Here is a 17363-nt window from a genome sequence, read left to right as displayed (position 1 = left end):
CCTGTAGCTTGTTGCAACCTCTCACCTATGCCATCGGAACTTCGTGACAAGCCCCTCTCTCGCCATCAGCGCCCGCAATCTCACGCTGACGCTCGGTAGCAATGCTGCCCCGGTCAGGATCCTGCGCGGCATCGATCTCGACATCCCCCACGGCCAAACCGTGGCTTTGCTCGGCCCTTCGGGTTCGGGCAAGAGCTCGCTCATGGCGGTGCTCTCGGGCCTCGAACGCGCGAGCGGTGGACGCCTGACGGTTGCGGGGGCCGATTTCAGCGCGCTCGACGAAGACGGCCTTGCCGCCGCGCGCCGCGGACGGATCGGGATCGTGCTGCAGGCCTTTCACCTCTTGCCGACCATGACCGCGGCAGAGAATGTCGCCACCCCGATGGAACTCGCCGGGATCGACGAGGCCGCGCAGCGCGCGCTGGCGGAGCTGGAAGCGGTCGGTCTCGGCCACCGCGCCGGGCACTACCCCACCCAGCTTTCGGGCGGCGAGCAGCAGCGCGTCGCCATCGCCCGTGCGATCGCGCCGCGCCCGGAGCTGATCTTCGCTGACGAACCCACCGGCAATCTCGACGCGGCGACCGGCGAGGAAATCATCAACCTCCTGTTCGCCCGCCGCGCCGAGACGGGTGCGACGCTGCTGATCATCACCCATGACGCTGCGCTGGCCGCGCGCTGCGAGCGAGTGCTGACCATGGCCGATGGCCAGATCGTCTCGGATACGGCGGCCAGGGCGGCATGAGCCTGCCGCTCAAGACCGCGTGGCGCATCGCCCGGCGCGATCTCAACACGCGCTTCAAGGGGCTGCGGCTGCTCTTGCTGTGCATCTTCCTCGGCACCGGAGCGCTCGCGGCGATCGGCACGCTGACGGCCGCGATCGCGCGCGAACTTGCCTCCTCCGGGCAGGAGCTGCTCGGTGGCGATCTCGAAGTCGAGGTGTGGCAGCGGAACCTGCGGCCCGATGAACTGGCGGCGCTGGAGAAATATGGTGAAGTATCAGGCGGATTCCGCCTGCAGGCCATGGCCAGCACGCCGGAAGCCGCCGCGCCGATCGAACTCAAGGCCGTGGACGCCAAGTGGCCGATGTTCGGACGGCTGGTGCTGGCCGACGGGCGCGCTGTCGGCGCACCGACGGGCAAGGATGCCTGGATCGCTGAGACCGCGCTCGAACGGCTCGGTATCAGGGTGGGCGACAGCTTTACGGTCGGCGCGGTGAGGCTCAAGGCCGCAGGCGTGATCAAGGACGAACCCGATCGCCTGTCCGAAGGCTTCCAGCTTGGTCCGACGGTGATCGTTGCCGAAGCCGTGCCCGCCGAGGCCGGATTGCTGCAACCCGGCGCGCTTTACCAGAGCAAGCACCGCCTCGCCTTCGCCGATCCGGCGCGCGATCCCGAGGCGGTGAAAGAGGCTCTGACCAAGGCCTTCCCCGATTCCGGGTTCGACATCCGCACCCGCGAGCGTGCCTCGCCCGGCGCTGACCGTTTCGTCCGGCAGATGAGCGATTTCCTCACGCTGGTGGGCCTCGCCGCGCTGGTGATCGCCGGGATCGGGATTGCGGGCGGCGTGTCCTCCTATCTCGATCAGCGCCGCGCCAGCATCGCGACGCTGAAGGTGCTGGGTGCGACCTCGGGCGACATCTTGCGCATCTATACGATGCAGATCGGCGTGGCGGCGCTGGTGGGCAGTCTGGCCGGGCTGGCGGCGGGGGTTGCCGTCACCCCGCTGCTGGCGGGCGCTCTGCAAGGGCTGCTACCGGTTCAAGGCGGCCTGATCATCGCCCCTGCTCCGCTCGCGCTGGCAGCGGCATACGGCCTGCTGGTGGCCTTCGCCTTCGCCGCCGCGCCGCTGCTGCGCGCGCGCACCTTCCCGGCGATGGCGTTGATGCGATCGGGGATCGTGCCGCTGGCGCGTGATCGGCGGGCGTTGATCGCCACCGCCATCGGGCTGGCGGCAATCTGCGCGCTGGCGCTGTTGACCACCGCGCAGCCGATGCTGTCGGGCGGATTCCTGCTCGGCGCAGGCGGCGCGCTGGTGCTGCTGGCGGGACTTGGCTGGATTATCCAGCGGCTCGCCCGCCGCCTGCCGCGCCCCGCAAATCCGCTCCTGCGCAGTGCGCTTGCCAATCTTCATCGCCCCGGCGCGCCCACTGGCGCGTTGATCACCGCGCTCGGCTTCGGGCTTGCCGCCTTCGTGCTGCTGGCCGCAGTGCAGAGCGCGATCGACGGCAATATCCAGAGCCGCGTGCCGCGCGAGGCCCCCGACTATTTCGTGCTCGATGTGCCGCGCGATAAGGAGCCGCGATTCTTCGAACTGATCCAGGAGCAGTTCCCCAAGGCAGGCATCCGCACCGTGCCGACCATGCGCGGCGCGGTGCTGGCCTATGGGCCAAGGGACAAGATGGTCCGCGTCGCCGATCTCAAGCAAATCCCGGAAGGTGCCTGGGCGCTGCGCGGCGAACGTGGGCTGACCTATGCCGACACCCTGCCACCGGGCAACCGCATCGTTGCGGGACAGTGGTGGAGCCCGGTCCACAATGGCGAGCCGCTGGTCTCAGTCGATGCCGATTTCGCCCGCGCCGTTGGGCTGGAAGTGGGCGATTATCTCACCATCGGCATTCTGGGGGTGGAGCGCACCGCGCGCGTCGCCAATCTGCGCGAAATCGACTGGGAGAGCATGGGCTTCAACTTCGCGCTGGTGTTCAGCCGCAATGCCATCAGCGATGCGCCACACAACCTCGCTGCCACCATCGATCTGCCCGAAAACGCCGATTCCGCCGCACGCGGCAGGCTGCTGCGCGGGTTGGTGAAGGAACTGCCATCAAGCTCGGTAATCGAGGTCGGCGGCATTCTGGTCGAGGCGCGCAAGCTGCTCGGGCAGGTTAGCCTAGCCACGCTCGCCGCGGCGGCGGTGACGGTGCTGGCAGGGCTTGCAGTGCTGATGGGCGCGATTGCCGCCGCCCTTGCGGCACGCACCTATGACACGGTGATACTGCGGGTCCTGGGCGCGAGTCGGCGACAAATCCTGCTGCTGCAACTGGCGGAATACACCCTGCTGGCGGGTGTGCTGGCGCTGGTCGCGCTGGCGCTGGGCGGAGGCCTCGCATGGGTGGTGATCACCCGCCTGTTCGCATTCGACTGGCTACCCGACTGGGGCGAGGTGCTGGCCGTGCTCGGGCTAGGCATCGCGCTGGTGCTGGGCGTCGCGCTGGCCGGCGCGCTGCCGCTGCTGCGCGCGAAACCAGCGCGGGCACTGCGCGAGCTGTAACCCCCCACCGGAGCGCCCGGCGCGCGTCAGATCAGGCGAAGACGTTTTCGGAGTAAGGGTCCTTCGGATCCGGGCCGAAACGGTTCGGCCCGCGCGTGCCTTCGAGGCACATGAACACGAGCAGGATGATCCCGCCGATGTAGGGAATGAAGCCGAGCAGGATGAACCAGCCCGACTTGTCCTGATCGTGGAAGCGGCGCACCTGCACCGCGATGCCGGGGATCAGGAAAACGAGAAAATACGCCCCCAAGACGAACAGCACGAGAGTGTTGCCGAAAGGATCGCCGGATTCCTCGTTCGGACCGCCAAGCAAGACGGCCAGCAACAAGATCGGCACCAAGAGCAGCATCTGGAACAGCACGAACATCCAGTATTCCTTGCGCCGCAAACGCCCCGAGAAATCGGCGTAGCGCTTGAGCGGCATGATCATGTATTCCATCGCTTTTCCCCCTTGGTGCTGGTTCAGCCGGGGCAGTCCAACACAATCCCTGCATCTGCGCAAACGAAAAAGGCCCCGCGCGCGCTCGCACGAGGCCCCTTTCCCGTTTGCCGGAGCGTCCGCCTAGAAGCGGAAGCGCACCAGACCGCCGTAGGTGCGCGGCTGGCTCGGATAGCCCGAGACCGTGCCGGCCTGCGCCACACCGTCGAACACCGTGATGATGTATTCGTCGTCGAGCAGGTTGCGCGCCCATGCGCCAATTTCGAGGCCGTTCTCCATCTGGAAGATCATCGAGGCGTTCACCAGATTGACTTCGCGCTGGAAGATCCGCGGATCGCGGCGGGCGTTCACCGGGCCGTTGAAGGTCGGCAGGCCATTGTTGATGTCGACATTGCTTTCGTGGGCATAGTCGAGGCGGGTCACCAGCTTGTTGCCGCTGTCACCGAATTCATGCGTGTAGGTCGCCGAAGTGGCGATGTTGAATTCGGGGATGCCTCCCGGACGAAGGCCCGACAGATCGCCCACCGGGCTGGCGGTGAAACTGTCATACTTGGCATCGAGATAGGTCATCGCGAAGGTGAAGACGAGACCATCGGCAGGATTGATGGTGCTGTCGAACTCAAAACCGCGCACCGACTGCTCGCCCGCATTGTTCAGCTGGAAGCCGGTGCCGGTGAACAGGAAGCTCTGGAAGCCCTTGATGTTCTGATCGAACAGCGCGAGGTTGAAGCCGAAGCCCGGCCACTGCGCCTTCATCCCCAGTTCGTAGACTTCCGCCTCTTCCGGCCCGGCAAAACGTGAGCCTGTGGCAAGATTTGGCACCGCGAGGCCCGCATTGGTGATCGGCGAGGCAGGCGCGGCGAAGAACGAGCGCCCCGGACCGGGGATGTAGTCGCCGAACACCGGACGGCTGTCGCGCGAGAGGTTGACCGAGCTTGCCTTGAAGCCCGTCGCGTAGCTCGCATAGATGTTGACTTCGTTCGAGATCTGGTAGGCCGCCCGCAACAGGTAGGTCAACTTGTCGTCCCTCGTGCGGCCCGGCTCGACCGCGTTGGGCAGGTTGAGGAACGGCGGCTGGAACTGGAACGGTGCGAGGCCGATCAACGGGTTGATCGCGGGGTTGGTCGCCGCCGCGATCAGGGCCTGCTGGTTGGCCAGTGGCAGCGCCTGGAACGCGGCGCGGTTGGTCACCGCTCCGCCGGTCGCCTGCACGATGAAGGCATCGACGAGGTTGATGTTGGCCAGCTCGTCGAAGGCCTGCTGCGACAGGGCGAAGTCCTTCTTGTCTTCGGTGTAGTTGAACCCGGCGGTGAAGACGAGGCCGTCAACCGGCTCGAAGTCGAGGGTGCCGAACACCGAGATCGCGCGGTTGTCCATCGCGAAGCGTTCGGCGGTCAGCGGGCCGGCCGAAAAGATCGAGCCCTGCGGCAGGCCGAGACCCTGTTCGACGGCGTTGAACACCAGCGGATTGCCGGCCAGCAGGGCAAAGAAGGGCCGCGCGTCCGGACCGGTGGTGAGGCTGCTGTTCTGGGTGATCGACTCGTCGAAATAGAAGCCCCCGAGCAGGAAGTTGAGCGGGCCGTCGAAGTCCGAGGCAATGCGCAGTTCCTGGGTGAAGGTATCGACCTCCTGATCGCGCAGTTCGCTGACGATCCGCGCGCTGGTGAAGTCGACATCCTGGTTCTGGAAATTCTTCAGCTCGCGGTAGGCCGTGATCGAAGTCACCGTCAGCTTGCCGACGTTCCAATCGACCTGGACCGAGCCGCCGTAGTTTTCGACGACATTCTCGGGAACCTGATTGAGGAAGGTGTTGTAGCTGAAGAAGTCGGTGTCGAGCGCACCACCAACCGCAAAGATCGCCGCCGCGGTCGGGCCTGCAACGAGGGTCGAGACCTGGCAGCAAGCCTCATCGATCTTGGAATAATCGGCAATCGCGCGGATCTTGAGATCCGGGGTCGGCTCGATCAGCAGCTGGCCGCGGGCGGACCAGCGGTTGCGCTCGGAGATTTTCTCGTCGAGGTTGACGATCTTGGCATAGCCGTCGCGACGGTTGTAGCTGCCGTCGAGCGAAAAGGCGATGTTCTCGCTGATCGGCCCGGTGATTTCGCCGCGCAGCACGAAGGCATCGAAGTTGCCGTAGCTCGCTTCGAGAAGGCCGCCGAATTCATATTGCGGTTCCTTGGTGACAACCGAGATCACCCCGGCCGACGCGTTCTTGCCGAACAGGGTCGATTGCGGCCCGTTGAGCACTTCGATGCGCTGGACCATGTTGAGGTCGGACAGGGCGGAAGCCGAACGCGAACGGAACACGCCGTCGATGAACACGCCGACCGAAGGCTCAATCCCGAAGTTGTTGTCGCCGTTGCCAAAGCCGCGGATGATGAAGGTGGTGCTCGACGCGCTCTGCAGCTGGCTGACGCGCAGCGAGGGCGTGACGGTCTGGAGATCGAGCACGTCACGGATCTGCGCCTGCTCGATCACCTCGCCGCTGGTCACCGACACGGCAATCGGGGTTTCCTGGAGGGTCTGCTCACGCTTGGACGCGGTGACGATGATGACATTGCTGCCCTGACCGGCTTCCGGCTCTTCGTCCTGGGCATGTGCGACGCCCGGCATGGCCGCGACAACGGCAGCGGCACCGGCGAGCAGGATGAATCGGTATGAGCCGGCCGTGCCGGTGTAGGTCGAACGCATGGAAGCTCCTCTCCTAAAATCCCTCGGACCACGGCGCCGGCGTACGGCACGCAACCCCCGTTGCGCTCTCTCCCGTGATCCTGGCCGAAGTGATAGGCCAGCGACGATTGCACGACAAGCGCAAAGCCCGCGCATTTTCAGGGCAAAGCAGGCCTGTGTGGCGCGCCAGCAACAGTGGCCAAGCCCTTGGAATGGCGCGTCAGCGCCCCGACGCTTGCCCGCAGCACGCTCTTGCGCTAGGCGGCGCGGCGATGCTGCAACGCAACAAGCAGCGCGCCCGCGGCACCATGCCGTAGCGTCGCGGCCTGTCGCCAACCCGCCACAATCCCGGCCTAACCCCGCGCGCCCGGCCGTGCGCCACGCTTCTGACCTGCCCGGCGCGTCTGGTGTCGGGATTGCCTAGTGGAAAACGAAAAATGTCCTCCTCGCTGAGAAATATCGCGATCATCGCCCACGTCGATCATGGCAAGACCACCCTGGTCGACCAGCTGTTCCGCCAGTCCGGCACCTTCCGCGAAAACCAGCGCGTCGAAGAACGCGCGATGGATTCGGGCGATCTCGAAAAGGAACGCGGGATCACCATTCTCGCCAAGTGCACCAGCGTCGAATGGACTGCGCAGGGCGGCGGCGAGACCATCCGCATCAACATCGTCGACACCCCCGGCCACGCCGACTTCGGTGCCGAGGTGGAACGCATCCTCACCATGGTCGATGGCGTGATCCTGCTGGTCGACAGTGCCGAAGGCGCGATGCCGCAGACCAAGTTCGTCACCGGCAAGGCACTCGCGCTCGGCCTCAGGCCGATCGTCGTCGTCAACAAGATCGACCGTCCCGATGGCCGCCCGCAGGAAGTGCTCGACGAGGTGTTCGATCTGTTCGTCAGCCTCGATGCCAATGACGAGCAGCTCGATTTCCCCGTGCTCTATGCCTCGGGCCGCGAAGGCTATGCCAGCGAGGATCCGGAGGCGCGTTCGGGCACGCTTGCTCCGCTGTTCGCCAAGATCGTCGCGCATGTCCCGCCCCCGGGACTCGATGCCTCGGCCAAGTTCAGTTTCCTTGCCACCCTGCTTGATCGCGACAACTTCATGGGCCGCGTGCTCACAGGCCGCGTGCAGTCTGGCACCATCCGTGTCAATGATCCGATCCACGCCATCGACCGCGACGGCAAGGTGATTGAAGCGGGCCGGGCGACCAAGCTGTTGAGCTTCCGCGGGCTGGAGCGCGTGCCGGTGGAGAGCGCGCAGGCGGGGGACATCATCGCGATTGCCGGCCTTGAAAAGGCGACCGTCGCCAACACCATCTGTGATCCCAGCATCACCGAACCGATCGCCGCCCAGCCGATCGACCCGCCGACGCTGGCGATGCGCTTTGCGGTCAACGACAGCCCGCTCGCCGGACGCGAGGGCACCAAGGTCACCAGCCGCATGATCCGCGACCGCCTGCTGCGCGAGGCGGAAACCAATGTGGCAATCCGGGTGACGGAATCCGAAGACAAGGACAGCTTCGAAGTTGCCGGTCGCGGGGAACTGCAATTGGGCGTGCTGATCGAGACGATGCGCCGCGAGGGCTTCGAGCTTGGCATTTCCCGTCCGCGCGTGCTGTTCCGCGAAGAAAACGGCCAGCGCCTGGAGCCTTATGAAACCGTGGTTATCGACGTTGATGACGAATATGCAGGCACGGTGGTCGAGAAGATGCAGCGCCGCAAGGCCGATCTCACCGAAATGCGTCCCTCGGGGCAAGGCAAGACCCGCATCACCTTTTCCGCCCCCTCGCGCGGGCTGATCGGTTATCATGGCGAATTCCTGTCCGACACGCGCGGCACCGGCATCATGAACCGCCTGTTCGAAAAGTACGGCCCCTACAAGGGCCCGATCGAAGGCCGCATCAACGGTGTGCTGATCTCCAACGGCGACGGCGAGGCCGTGGCCTATGCGCTCAATTCGCTTGAAGAACGCGGCGAGCTGTTCATCTCGCCCCAGATGAAGGTTTACGAGGGCATGATCATCGGCGAGAATGCCAAGCCCGAAGACCTCGAGGTGAACCCGCTCAAGGCGAAGCAGCTCACCAATATCCGCTCGAGCGGCAAGGACGACGCAATCCGCCTCACCCCGCCGCGCCGGATGAGCCTGGAACAGGCCATCGCCTATATCGACGACGACGAAATGGTCGAAGTCACCCCGCAATCGATCCGCCTGCGCAAGGCGATCCTGTGCCCGCACGAGCGCAAGAAGGCGCGGCGCAGAAAGGAGGATTGAGGCTGCGAGCGCGGGATAACACGAGGGGCGCAGTGGCCAATCGCCGCAACGCTTGTTACCCACCCGCGCCATGAACCCTTACACCCTCGCCGCGCTCGCGGCCTATTTCGCGCTGATGATCGCCATCGGGATCTATGCCTGGATGAGGACCAGGGCGGATGCTGCGGGCTATCTGCTGGCCGGGCGCAACCTCGGGCCGGCGGTGACAGCGCTGAGCGCGGGCGCGTCGGACATGTCGGGGTGGCTGCTGCTGGGGCTGCCGGGCGCGCTGTTCGCGTCCGGGCTGGTGGAGGCGTGGATCGCGATCGGCCTTACCGTCGGCGCGGCGCTCAACTGGATCATCGTTGCCCCCCGCCTGCGCGAGCAGACCGAACGGCTGGGCAATGCGCTGACGATCCCGCAATTCCTGGCCAACCGCTTTCCTGACAGCCGCACGACGCTGCGGGTGGTGTCGGCGGTGGTCATCGTCGGCTTCTTCACGGTCTACACCGCGTCCGGCATGGTCGGCGGGGGCAAGCTGTTTGCGACCGCCTTTGCCGGACTGCTGCCCGATACCGGCCTTTCCGACTATATGCTGGGGATTCTCATAACGGCCGGGATCGTGCTGATCTACACCATGATCGGCGGCTTTCTTGCTGTCAGCCTCACCGATTTCGTGCAGGGCATGATCATGATGACCGCGCTGGTGATCATGCCGCTGGTCATCCTTTCAGGCCATGACGCCGCCGCCCCGCTCAACCTGTCCTCGGTCCCGCAAAAGGGCTTTCTCAGCCTGACCGAAGGTGCGACCTTCGTCGGCGTCATCAGTGCGGCGACCTGGGGCTTGGGCTATTTCGGCCAGCCGCATATCATCGTGCGCTTCATGGCGATCGACCGGGTCGAAAACGTGCCGCGCGCCGGGATTATCGGCATGAGCTGGATGGTGATCTCGCTGCTGGGCGCGGTGGCGGTGGGCCTCTCGGGCCGCGCCTATGCCGAGGCGAACGGGTTGGTGGTGGAGGACCCGGAAACCATCTTCATCCTGCTGTCCGATCTGCTGTTCCACCCGGCGGTGACGGGCTTTCTCTATGCTGCGCTGCTGGCCGCGATCATGAGCACGATTTCGGCCCAGCTGCTGGTGTCCTCCTCCTCGCTCACCGAGGACTTCTACCGGTTGTTCCTGCGCCGCGACGCCTCCGAGCGCGAAGCGGTGAACATCGGACGGATCAGCGTCGCGCTGGTCGCCGCCGCCGCGCTGGTGATCGCGGCCGATCCGGAAAGCGAAGTGCTCGGCCTGGTCGCCAACGCCTGGGCGGGATTCGGCGCGGCCTTCGGTCCGCTGATCCTGCTGGCGCTGACCTGGGACCGGATGACCGGGGCGGGCGCGGTGGCCGGGCTGGTTACCGGCGCCGGCGTGGTCGCCGCTTGGATTGCGCTGGGCTGGAACGCAGCATTTCTGGGCGGCCCCGGGCTGTACGAGATCGTCCCCGGCTTTGTCGCCGGGATGGCGGCAATCGTGGTGGTAAGTCTGCTGACCGCGCCGCAAAAATCAGCCGCCGCACAAGCCTGAACGTTGCGCCGCCTTCGTCCAGGCGCAGGATGCGCCGCCGGCAGGCACGGCCATGGACAGTCCGCCGCAGGGGCCGGCCTTGGGCCAGACTGAGCGGACTGGGGACATCTTCGCCGTATGAACGGTCGGCAGGGTGATGCGCGCGACGGTCTCGGCGCGGGCCTCACCCCCACAGATGGCGACATCGGCAGGCAGGCCGGCAAAGGCCATGGCAAATGCGCCCAGCCGCGCGAACCCGACAGGGTGAGGATCGCGCGGGGAGAACGGCTGGCGACGCAACAGCCCTAGGGCGATCCCCGATGCCTGCCGCAAGCATTGCTTGGGCAAACCTGTTTCCGGCTCGTTAACCAATTCTGCGCAATATTCCTTAGCCATGAGACCAAGAGCATCACTTCGCTGCTGGGCGCTTCTGGCAGGCACGCTGTGGCTGGCAAGCTGCGGCGCGCTGGTACCCGGGGGCAGCAGCGGTGCGGCACCCGGCAAAGCCAGCGCCCCGGTCGGCGGACAGGCCCGGCCTGCCACCCGCGTTACCTCGGCCCCGCAGAGCTATCCCGCCAGCATGGAAGAGCGCAGCTGCCTCGCCGATCTCGGCGCAAGCGGCGCACGGTTCGAGCGGCTGCCGGATACCTATGCCGCACCCGGGTGCAACAAGCTCGGCACGGTGCAGCTTTCGGCGCTGGCGGGCGATCGTACGACCTTCGGGGTGAGCAATCTCGGACCGGTGCGCTGCGCGGTGGCCAAGGTTTTCGGCGACTGGGCACGTTACGGAGTTGATCGCGCGGCGCGCGAGATCCTCGGCAGCCCGATCGCCCGGATCGAGACGATGGGTTCCTATGCCTGCCGCAAGGTGGCAGGGACCGAACGGCTATCGGCCCATGCCCGCGCCGAGGCCATCGACGTTTCCGGCTTCGTGCTGGCCGATGGCCGCCGGATCGTGCTCAAACGCGATTGGAACGGCGGTGATGCGGCAACCCGGGAATTCCTGCGGGTGGTGCACAAGAGTGCCTGCAAGCGCTTCGGCACGGTGCTCGGCCCGGAATACAACGCCGCGCACGAAGATCATTTCCATCTCGAAGGCACCGGTCCGAAGTTCTGCCGCTGAGGCCTGGCCTGCTGCCACTCGGATCGCGCCTCTTGCGATCCTGGCCGCCTTCAGCCGACCGAAAGTCACACTGTCGAACAAGGGGTTCGGCGAGTCCTTGAACTGCGACAGCAGCGCCGGGGCCGCCCGGGGGCACCGACCCGTTAGCGATCGCGTGGCCTGCCAGCGCAGTGGCAGCCAGACACGAGGCTTCCGGGCCGATTGGCCCTCACCGTGGTCAGAGCCGCAATTTCGGTTCAAGCTTGGCTTCGAGCCGCAGCCGCACGGCTTCGGCGGCGTGGCGCGCGCCCAGCTTGTTCATCATGTTGGCGCGGTGAATTTCCACGGTGCGCGGGCTGATGTCGAGCTCGCGCGCGATCGCCTTGTTGCTGCTGCCCTCGGCCAGCCAGTCGAGCACTTCTCGCTCGCGCGCCGAAAGCGTGGAGATGCGATCACGCGCCTCGATCATGCGACGGCGCGCGGCGCTGACCTGCTCGGCCTCCTTGCTGATGCGGGTGAGGCAGCGGGTCAACCGTTCCGGATCGAGCGGCAGAGCGAGATAATCGAGCGCACCCGCCTTGATCGCCTCGACGATGCGGTTGGGCCGCGGCTGCACGTCCACCGCGATCAGCGGCAACCAGATGCCAAGCCGGCTCAGGCGATCGAGGATCATGGCCACCCCGCCCTCTTCCGCGGTGTCACGGGCGATGATGATGCCTTCCCGCGGCGGGTGAACCGCCAGCTCCGAGAGATCGCCATAGACCTCGCAATGGTGGCCCAGGGCAAATCCGATCCGGGCCAGTTCGGCGCGCTCGCGGCTGCACGAATCGATGAAGTGAAGAGCGACTTTGCGTGTCATGCGCGAAAGACTGGGCTAGGCCCTTCCACAATTCACGCAAGGTCCACGCCGTTCCGGAGGATTCATGATTACCGTATTGACTTAACCTATTGATTTTAAGTAATTTGTTTACTCCAAAACGAACCTAGATGTGGCCCGTCGCTCAATCCGCGCTATCGAAACTATAGGGTGGCAGCGACTGGAAAGCCGAACGCAGCGCATCGCCCCAGCCCGAGGAAATCTTGGCGAAATAGGGATCATCGGCGGTCACGCGATGTTCGTGGGTGGGGGCAAAGCCGTCCTTGCCGATCACCAGCAGATCGAGCGGCAGGCCGACCGAGAGATTTGCCTTGAGGGTGGAATCGAAGCTGACCATGAGCAGCTTCACCGCATCCTCGAAGCTCATCGCCCGGTCATAGCCGCGGATCAGGATGGGGCGACCATACTTGGTCTCGCCGATCTGGAAAAACGGCGTATCCCAGCTCGCCTCGATGAAATTGCCTTCGGGATAGACCAGGAACAGCCGCGGCTGCATTCCAGCGATCTGCCCGGCGACGATCATGGTGGCGGTGAACCGCCCCTTGCCGATCTCGCCGTTATCCGTCTGCACCGTTTCAATGGTGGTGCGCAGGAGCCGTCCGACCTCGGTCGCCACCCGGAACATGGTTGGCCCCATAAGCAGCGTGTTCTCGCGCTCGGAGGGGGCCTTGGTGCGTTCTTCCAGCTGGCTGATGACGGCCTGGGTGGTGGCAAGGTTGCCCGCGGTCATCACCGCGATGATGCGCTCTCCCGGAACGCTCCAGTGGAACAGCTTGCGGAAGGTGGAGATGTTATCGACGCCCGAATTGGTGCGCGTGTCGCTCATCAGCACGAGGCCACGGTCCAGCACCATGCCAACGCAATAGGTCATCTCGGTCTGTCTCCACCCCGCACGCTCGCTGCAAGAGCCTCGCCCTAGCGCAAAGCGCTGCGCAGGCAAAGCACGGGCTTACTGGCTGGTCTGGCCCTGACCTTGAGGCTCCGGCGTGTGCTGCGCGACCGCAACCCCGACCCGCAGCACCTCGTCCATCCCGCCGAAGCTGATCCCCGTCACCGGCGCAGCGTCGCGGTAGTCGCTCCCGGTGGCGACGCGGACATAGCGCGGATCGGGGCAGATGCCGTTCGAGACATCGAAACCGACCCAGCCCAGCCCCTCGACATGGGCCTCGGCCCAAGCGTGGGTCGCCTCCTGTTCGATCCGGTCGTTCATCATCAGGTAGCCGCTGACATAGCGCGCCGGAATCCCGCTCGCCCGCGCCGCGCCGATGAAGATATGCGCATGATCCTGACACACGCCGCAGCCGTGCGCCACAGCCTCCTCGGCGGTGGTGGCCGGATGGGTGCGCCCGGCCTCGTAGACGATGCGTTCGCGGATCCGGCCTGAGAGCGCGTGAAGGAAATCGAGCGGCGTGTCCCGTGCCGCCCCTGGCATCTCGCGCAACAGGGCGCGCAGTTTCGGCCCCGGGCGCGTGAGCGGGGTCTGGCGCAGGAAACTCCACAGCGGCAGATGGCCCGAATGGCGCCCGATCACGCCGGCATTGTCCTCGGTCTCGACGATCCCCTCGCAGGTCACCGTCACCTCGCGCGCGCCAGGCTCGACCCCGATCAGCGTGACATGGTTGAAGTGCTGGTCGTCATATTCAAGCTCGGCATGGGCATTGTCGAAAATCATCCGCCACGCGATGACCCGCTGGCCCTGTGTTTCCTTGGGGGTCAGCCGCAGCCGCTGGAGCGCGTGCATCACCGGCTCGCCGAAGGCGTAGTGCGTGGTGTGGCGGATGGCGAGGGTCATCGTGCTCATGCAAGGAACCGGTAGTCTTCGGCAATCGCCTCGGCGATGGCAGCATTGCGGGCAAGGAAATCGACGAGGAATTCGTGCAGCCCCTGCTCGAAAATCTGATCGACCGTGAGATTGCCGAGGCGGGTATCGACATCGCGCATCAGGGCGTTCGAGCGCCCCTCGGCCCCGTGCATCCGGGCCAGCGCCGCGAGGTTCTCGCGCAGGGCGTTGCGGCAAAAGGCAAGACTGCGCGGGAAGCGCTCGTCAAGCACCAGAAACTCGACGATCCCGCGCGCCTCGATCTGACCGGCGTTGAGCCAGGAATAGACCCGCGCCCCGGCGACCGAACGCAGCACCTGCTCCCACTGCCCGGTATCAAGGCTCGACCCGACATAGGCGAGCGAGGGCAGCAGCAGGAAATACTTCATGTCGAGAATGCGCGTGGTGGAATCCGCGCGCTCGATGAAGGTGCCCGCGCGGCTGAAGTGATAGCCCTCATCGCGCAGCATCGAGCCGTCGAAGGCGCCGTGCACCTGCGTGCCCGCCCGGCGGATCGCCAGCAGCACCTCGCCCACCATCGTCGGACCGACGGGGCGCGCGAGCATCTTGTCGAGCTTCATCCAGCTCTCGTTGACGGCCTCCCACACGTCCGAGGAGATGTTGATCCGCGCCGCCCGCGCATTCGCCCGCACCGCGCCGAACATAGAGCGGACATTGCCGGGATTGGATGCCCCGCGCAGCACGAAATTCCACACCGCCATCCCGTCATAGCCGTCATTCACAGCCTCATAGGGCATCTGCAGCCCGAGCGTGGCGATCACCGAACGCCATTCGGCCTCGGCAGCAACGATGTCGCGGGTCAGCGCCATGCGCAGCGCCGCCTCGAGCAGGCGCGCGGTGTTCTCGGCCCGCTCGAGGTAGCGGAACATCCAGAACAGGCTGTTGGCGGTGCGGCCTAGCATGGTGCGCTGCTCCCCATCCTAGTCCTTGAGCACCCAGGTATCCTTGGTGCCGCCCCCTTGGCTTGAGTTGACCACCAGCGATCCCTTCTTCAGCGCCACGCGGGTAAGGCCGCCCGGGGTGATGTCGATCCCCTCAGGGTTGACCAGCACGAAGGGCCTGAGGTCGACATGGCGCGGAGCGAGGCCCTTGGCGGTGTAGATCGGGCAGGTTGAGAGCGCGAGCGTGGGCTGGGCGATGTAGTTTTCGGGCTTGGCGACCAGCTTGGCGCGGAAGGCGGCGATCTCGCGCTTCGAGGAAGTCGGGCCGATCAGCATCCCGTAGCCGCCCGAACCATGGACTTCCTTCACCACCAGCTCGGCGAGATTGTCGAGCACATAGGCGAGGCTGTCGGGATCGGCGCAGCGCCAAGTCTGCACATTGGGCAGCAGCGGCTTTTCGCCGGTGTAGAACTCGACGATCTCGGGCATGAAGGAATAGATCGCCTTGTCGTCGGCGATCCCGGTGCCCGGCGCGTTGGCGATGGTGATCCCGCCCGAGCGGTAAACGTCCATGATTCCCGGAACGCCGAGCACGCTATCGGGGTTGAAGGTCAGCGGATCGAGGAAATCGTCATCGACCCGGCGATAGAGCACATCGATCGGCTTGTAGCCGCGGGTGGTGCGCATCTGCACGCGGCCTTCCACCACGCGCAGATCGCTCCCCTCGACCAGCTCGGCGCCCATCTGGTCGGCCAGAAAGGCGTGCTCGAAATAGGCCGAATTGTAGATCCCCGGCGTCAGCACCGCGACCACCGGCTTGCCTCCGCCGAACGCGGGCGGAACGCAGGCGGCAAGACTGCGCGCAAGGCGGCGAGGATAGTTCGACACGCTTTCCACCGCGATCCGGCTGAACAGATCGGGGAACATCGCCATCATCGTCTCGCGGTTCTCCAGCATGTAGGAGACCCCCGAAGGCGTGCGGGCATTGTCCTCCAGCACGAAGAAGTCGTCCGGCCCGGTGCGCACCAGATCGATCCCGACGATATGGGTGTAGATCCCGCCCGGCGGGGTGAAGCCGACCATGTTGGCAAGCCAGGCATCATTGGTGCGCAGCAGGCGTTCGGGAAGACGGCCTGCGCGCACGATCTCCTGGCGGTGATAGAGGTCGTAGAGGAAGGAATTGAGCGCCCGCACCCGCTGCTCGATCCCGCGCGACAGGCGGCGCCATTCGCTGGCGGTGATGATCCGCGGCACCATGTCGAACGGGATCAGGCGCTCTTCCGCCTCGTTCTCGCCATAGACGTTGAAGGTGATGCCGGTGCGGCGGAAGGTGTCATCGGCCTCGCGGTTCTTGCGCTTGAGGAATTCGCCCGGCTGCTCGTCGAACCAGCGGCAATATTCGGCATAGGCGGGCCGCGTCTGGCCACTGCCGTCGAACATCTCATCGAAACTGCCGCTTCCAGCGCTCATTGACCCCCGCATGGCCCTTGGGTGCAAGACAACAATTAACGGGGGTTTTGCAAAAGGAAAGCGGTTGCGCGGGATGACGTAACATCTTTGCGCTCAAGGCGCGTGTCGCCGGGTGGATTCAAGCTCGGCCAGCACGGTCATTATCACCTGCGGATCATAGGTGAAGCCGATATGGGTGCAGCGCAGGGCGATCGCGCGGTCACGCTCGCCCGGACGCCCGGCAGCGCAGCGCGGGGCGATCACGCCATCATTGGCGCTCCACAGCGCCACGGTTTCGACCGGCGGCTTGGCCGCAAGATCGGCGGCAATCGGCGGCGCATCGACCGAATGGCCGGTGATGAACTGGTAGGCGCGCCACACGTTGTTGGCGCGCGGCGAGCCGCTGAAGGGCGATCCCATGGTGATGACTTTGGCCACGGCATCAGGCTGGCGCTTGGCCAGCTCGCGCGCGAACAGACCGCCAAGACTCCAGCCAAGCAGCACCACCGGGCGGCCATGGCGGGCATGCAGATCGGCCAGCCGCAGCTCGAGAAACTGGAACTTCTCCTCATCCGGACCCCAGTTGAAGCCCAATCCCCAGCGCTTGGTGCTGTGACCGGCCGCTTCGAGCTGGTGCGCGAGATAGCGCATCCGTACCGGATGGGTGGCAAAGCCGGGCAGGATCATCACCATCTGCGGATTGCTGGTGGCGGGAATGTCGAGCTTTCGGCGCGGACGGCGAACCGGCTCCAGCAGCGCCTGCGCCTCGCCCAGCAGTCGCCCCAACCGCGGCTTGCCGGCCTCGCGCTCCTGCGGGATGACCTCACGCGCCAGCGCCACGCGCCGTGCAAGGCCGGAGGCGACATAGGCCTGTCGCACCTGCGTGCCCACGCTCGCCGCCGCCCCCAGCAAGGGAGCCGGCAGTCGGGGACGTTCCAGAGCGATGCGAGGCTGAATCATGGCCCTTAGCAAGCCAGATCCGCCATGAATCTTCAATTAATTGTAACGCTTGCAACAATTCCGACATATTTCCC

General features: G+C 65.6%; 14 protein-coding genes. 5 read left to right on the top strand and 9 right to left on the bottom strand.

The annotated features are described in order from the left end of the window. Positions 1-43 precede the first annotated feature (43 nt). Together BZF61_RS01380 and BZF61_RS01375 are read left to right on the top strand one after the other, a co-directional pair. Positions 44-742 (top strand): ABC transporter ATP-binding protein, encoded by a 699-nt coding sequence (locus BZF61_RS01380; RefSeq protein ID WP_086616824.1) that lies wholly within the window; start codon positions 44-46, stop codon positions 740-742. Beyond that, the gene (locus BZF61_RS01375) at positions 739-3264 is read left to right on the top strand and encodes an ABC transporter permease (RefSeq protein WP_086616823.1); all 2526 of its coding nucleotides are present in this window, start codon (positions 739-741) and stop codon (positions 3262-3264) included. Before BZF61_RS01380 ends, BZF61_RS01375 begins: the two co-directional genes overlap by 4 nt. A gap of 31 nt (positions 3265-3295) precedes the next feature. Here BZF61_RS01375 and BZF61_RS01370 read toward each other — a convergent pair whose 3' ends face one another. After that, positions 3296-3703 (bottom strand): DUF805 domain-containing protein, encoded by a 408-nt coding sequence (locus BZF61_RS01370; RefSeq protein ID WP_086616822.1) that lies wholly within the window; start codon positions 3701-3703, stop codon positions 3296-3298. Between the two features lie 123 nt (positions 3704-3826). After that, entirely contained in the window at positions 3827-6397 is a 2571-nt protein-coding gene (locus BZF61_RS01365; protein ID WP_086616821.1) for a TonB-dependent receptor, read from the bottom strand. Between the two features lie 416 nt (positions 6398-6813). Between BZF61_RS01365 and typA the strand changes: the two genes are divergently transcribed. Together typA and putP are read left to right on the top strand one after the other, a co-directional pair. Beyond that, positions 6814-8652: a translational GTPase TypA gene (gene typA, locus BZF61_RS01360; RefSeq protein ID WP_086616820.1), complete on the top strand. Its 1839-nt coding sequence runs from the start codon at positions 6814-6816 to the stop codon at positions 8650-8652. A gap of 70 nt (positions 8653-8722) precedes the next feature. Continuing rightward, positions 8723-10201 carry a sodium/proline symporter PutP gene (gene putP / locus BZF61_RS01355; protein ID WP_086616819.1) on the top strand — a complete coding sequence of 493 codons (1479 nt, stop codon included), beginning with the start codon at positions 8723-8725 and terminating at the stop codon, positions 10199-10201. Here putP and BZF61_RS15510 read toward each other — a convergent pair. After that, positions 10181-10576 carry a hypothetical protein gene (locus BZF61_RS15510; RefSeq protein ID WP_143736855.1) on the bottom strand — a complete coding sequence of 132 codons (396 nt, stop codon included), beginning with the start codon at positions 10574-10576 and terminating at the stop codon, positions 10181-10183. The genes putP and BZF61_RS15510 overlap by 21 nt on opposite strands. On the opposite strand from BZF61_RS15510, the gene BZF61_RS01345 reads away from it, so the two are divergent. Beyond that, positions 10575-11303, top strand: a complete 729-nt coding sequence (locus BZF61_RS01345) for an extensin-like domain-containing protein (RefSeq protein ID WP_086616817.1) — start codon at positions 10575-10577, stop codon at positions 11301-11303. The two genes, BZF61_RS15510 and BZF61_RS01345, sit on opposite strands and share 2 nt — an antisense overlap. Before the next feature lie 217 nt (positions 11304-11520). Here BZF61_RS01345 and BZF61_RS01340 read toward each other — a convergent pair whose 3' ends face one another. The 6 genes from BZF61_RS01340 to BZF61_RS01315 all read right to left on the bottom strand — a co-directional run bounded on the left by BZF61_RS01340 (position 11521) and on the right by BZF61_RS01315 (position 17289). After that, positions 11521-12141 carry a response regulator transcription factor gene (locus tag BZF61_RS01340; RefSeq protein WP_086616816.1) on the bottom strand — a complete coding sequence of 207 codons (621 nt, stop codon included), beginning with the start codon at positions 12139-12141 and terminating at the stop codon, positions 11521-11523. Positions 12142-12283: 142 nt separating this feature from the next. Beyond that, entirely contained in the window at positions 12284-13030 is a 747-nt protein-coding gene (locus BZF61_RS01335; RefSeq protein ID WP_086616815.1) for a proteasome-type protease, read from the bottom strand. Positions 13031-13108: 78 nt separating this feature from the next. Then, positions 13109-13951, bottom strand: a complete 843-nt coding sequence (locus tag BZF61_RS01330) for a transglutaminase family protein (RefSeq protein ID WP_086616922.1) — start codon at positions 13949-13951, stop codon at positions 13109-13111. A 5-nt stretch (positions 13952-13956) separates the two neighbouring features. Next, a complete protein-coding gene (locus tag BZF61_RS01325) occupies positions 13957-14901 on the bottom strand; it encodes an alpha-E domain-containing protein (RefSeq protein ID WP_086616814.1) in 945 nt (314 codons plus the stop codon). A gap of 18 nt (positions 14902-14919) precedes the next feature. Beyond that, entirely contained in the window at positions 14920-16350 is a 1431-nt protein-coding gene (locus BZF61_RS01320) for a circularly permuted type 2 ATP-grasp protein (RefSeq protein WP_086616813.1), read from the bottom strand. 93 nt (positions 16351-16443) lie between these two features. After that, entirely contained in the window at positions 16444-17289 is an 846-nt protein-coding gene (locus BZF61_RS01315) for an alpha/beta hydrolase (protein WP_245804447.1), read from the bottom strand. Positions 17290-17363: the final 74 nt, after the last annotated feature.

It is taken from the genome of Erythrobacter tepidarius, assembly GCF_002155695.1.
In the GTDB taxonomy this organism is placed as follows: Bacteria; Pseudomonadota; Alphaproteobacteria; order Sphingomonadales; family Sphingomonadaceae; genus Erythrobacter; species Erythrobacter tepidarius.
The sequence above is the reverse complement of the archived record's forward strand: the minus strand, read 5'-3'. Positions and strand labels throughout refer to the sequence as shown.

Excerpts from the sequence above, each read along its gene's own strand:
- BZF61_RS01375 (WP_086616823.1), top strand. The coding sequence starts at position 739 with ATGAGCCTGCCGCTCAAGACCGCGTGGCGCATCGCCCGGCGCGATCTC.
- BZF61_RS01370 (WP_086616822.1), bottom strand. The coding sequence starts at position 3,703 with ATGGAATACATGATCATGCCGCTCAAGCGCTACGCCGATTTCTCGGGG.
- BZF61_RS01365 (WP_086616821.1), bottom strand. The coding sequence starts at position 6,397 with ATGCGTTCGACCTACACCGGCACGGCCGGCTCATACCGATTCATCCTG.
- typA (WP_086616820.1), top strand. The coding sequence starts at position 6,814 with ATGTCCTCCTCGCTGAGAAATATCGCGATCATCGCCCACGTCGATCAT.
- putP (WP_086616819.1), top strand. The coding sequence starts at position 8,723 with ATGAACCCTTACACCCTCGCCGCGCTCGCGGCCTATTTCGCGCTGATG.
- BZF61_RS01345 (WP_086616817.1), top strand. The coding sequence starts at position 10,575 with ATGAGACCAAGAGCATCACTTCGCTGCTGGGCGCTTCTGGCAGGCACG.
- BZF61_RS15510 (WP_143736855.1), bottom strand. The coding sequence starts at position 10,576 with ATGGCTAAGGAATATTGCGCAGAATTGGTTAACGAGCCGGAAACAGGT.
- BZF61_RS01340 (WP_086616816.1), bottom strand. The coding sequence starts at position 12,141 with ATGACACGCAAAGTCGCTCTTCACTTCATCGATTCGTGCAGCCGCGAG.
- BZF61_RS01335 (WP_086616815.1), bottom strand. The coding sequence starts at position 13,030 with ATGACCTATTGCGTTGGCATGGTGCTGGACCGTGGCCTCGTGCTGATG.
- BZF61_RS01330 (WP_086616922.1), bottom strand. The coding sequence starts at position 13,951 with ATGACCCTCGCCATCCGCCACACCACGCACTACGCCTTCGGCGAGCCG.
- BZF61_RS01325 (WP_086616814.1), bottom strand. The coding sequence starts at position 14,901 with ATGCTAGGCCGCACCGCCAACAGCCTGTTCTGGATGTTCCGCTACCTC.
- BZF61_RS01320 (WP_086616813.1), bottom strand. The coding sequence starts at position 16,350 with ATGAGCGCTGGAAGCGGCAGTTTCGATGAGATGTTCGACGGCAGTGGC.
- BZF61_RS01315 (WP_245804447.1), bottom strand. The coding sequence starts at position 17,289 with ATGATTCAGCCTCGCATCGCTCTGGAACGTCCCCGACTGCCGGCTCCC.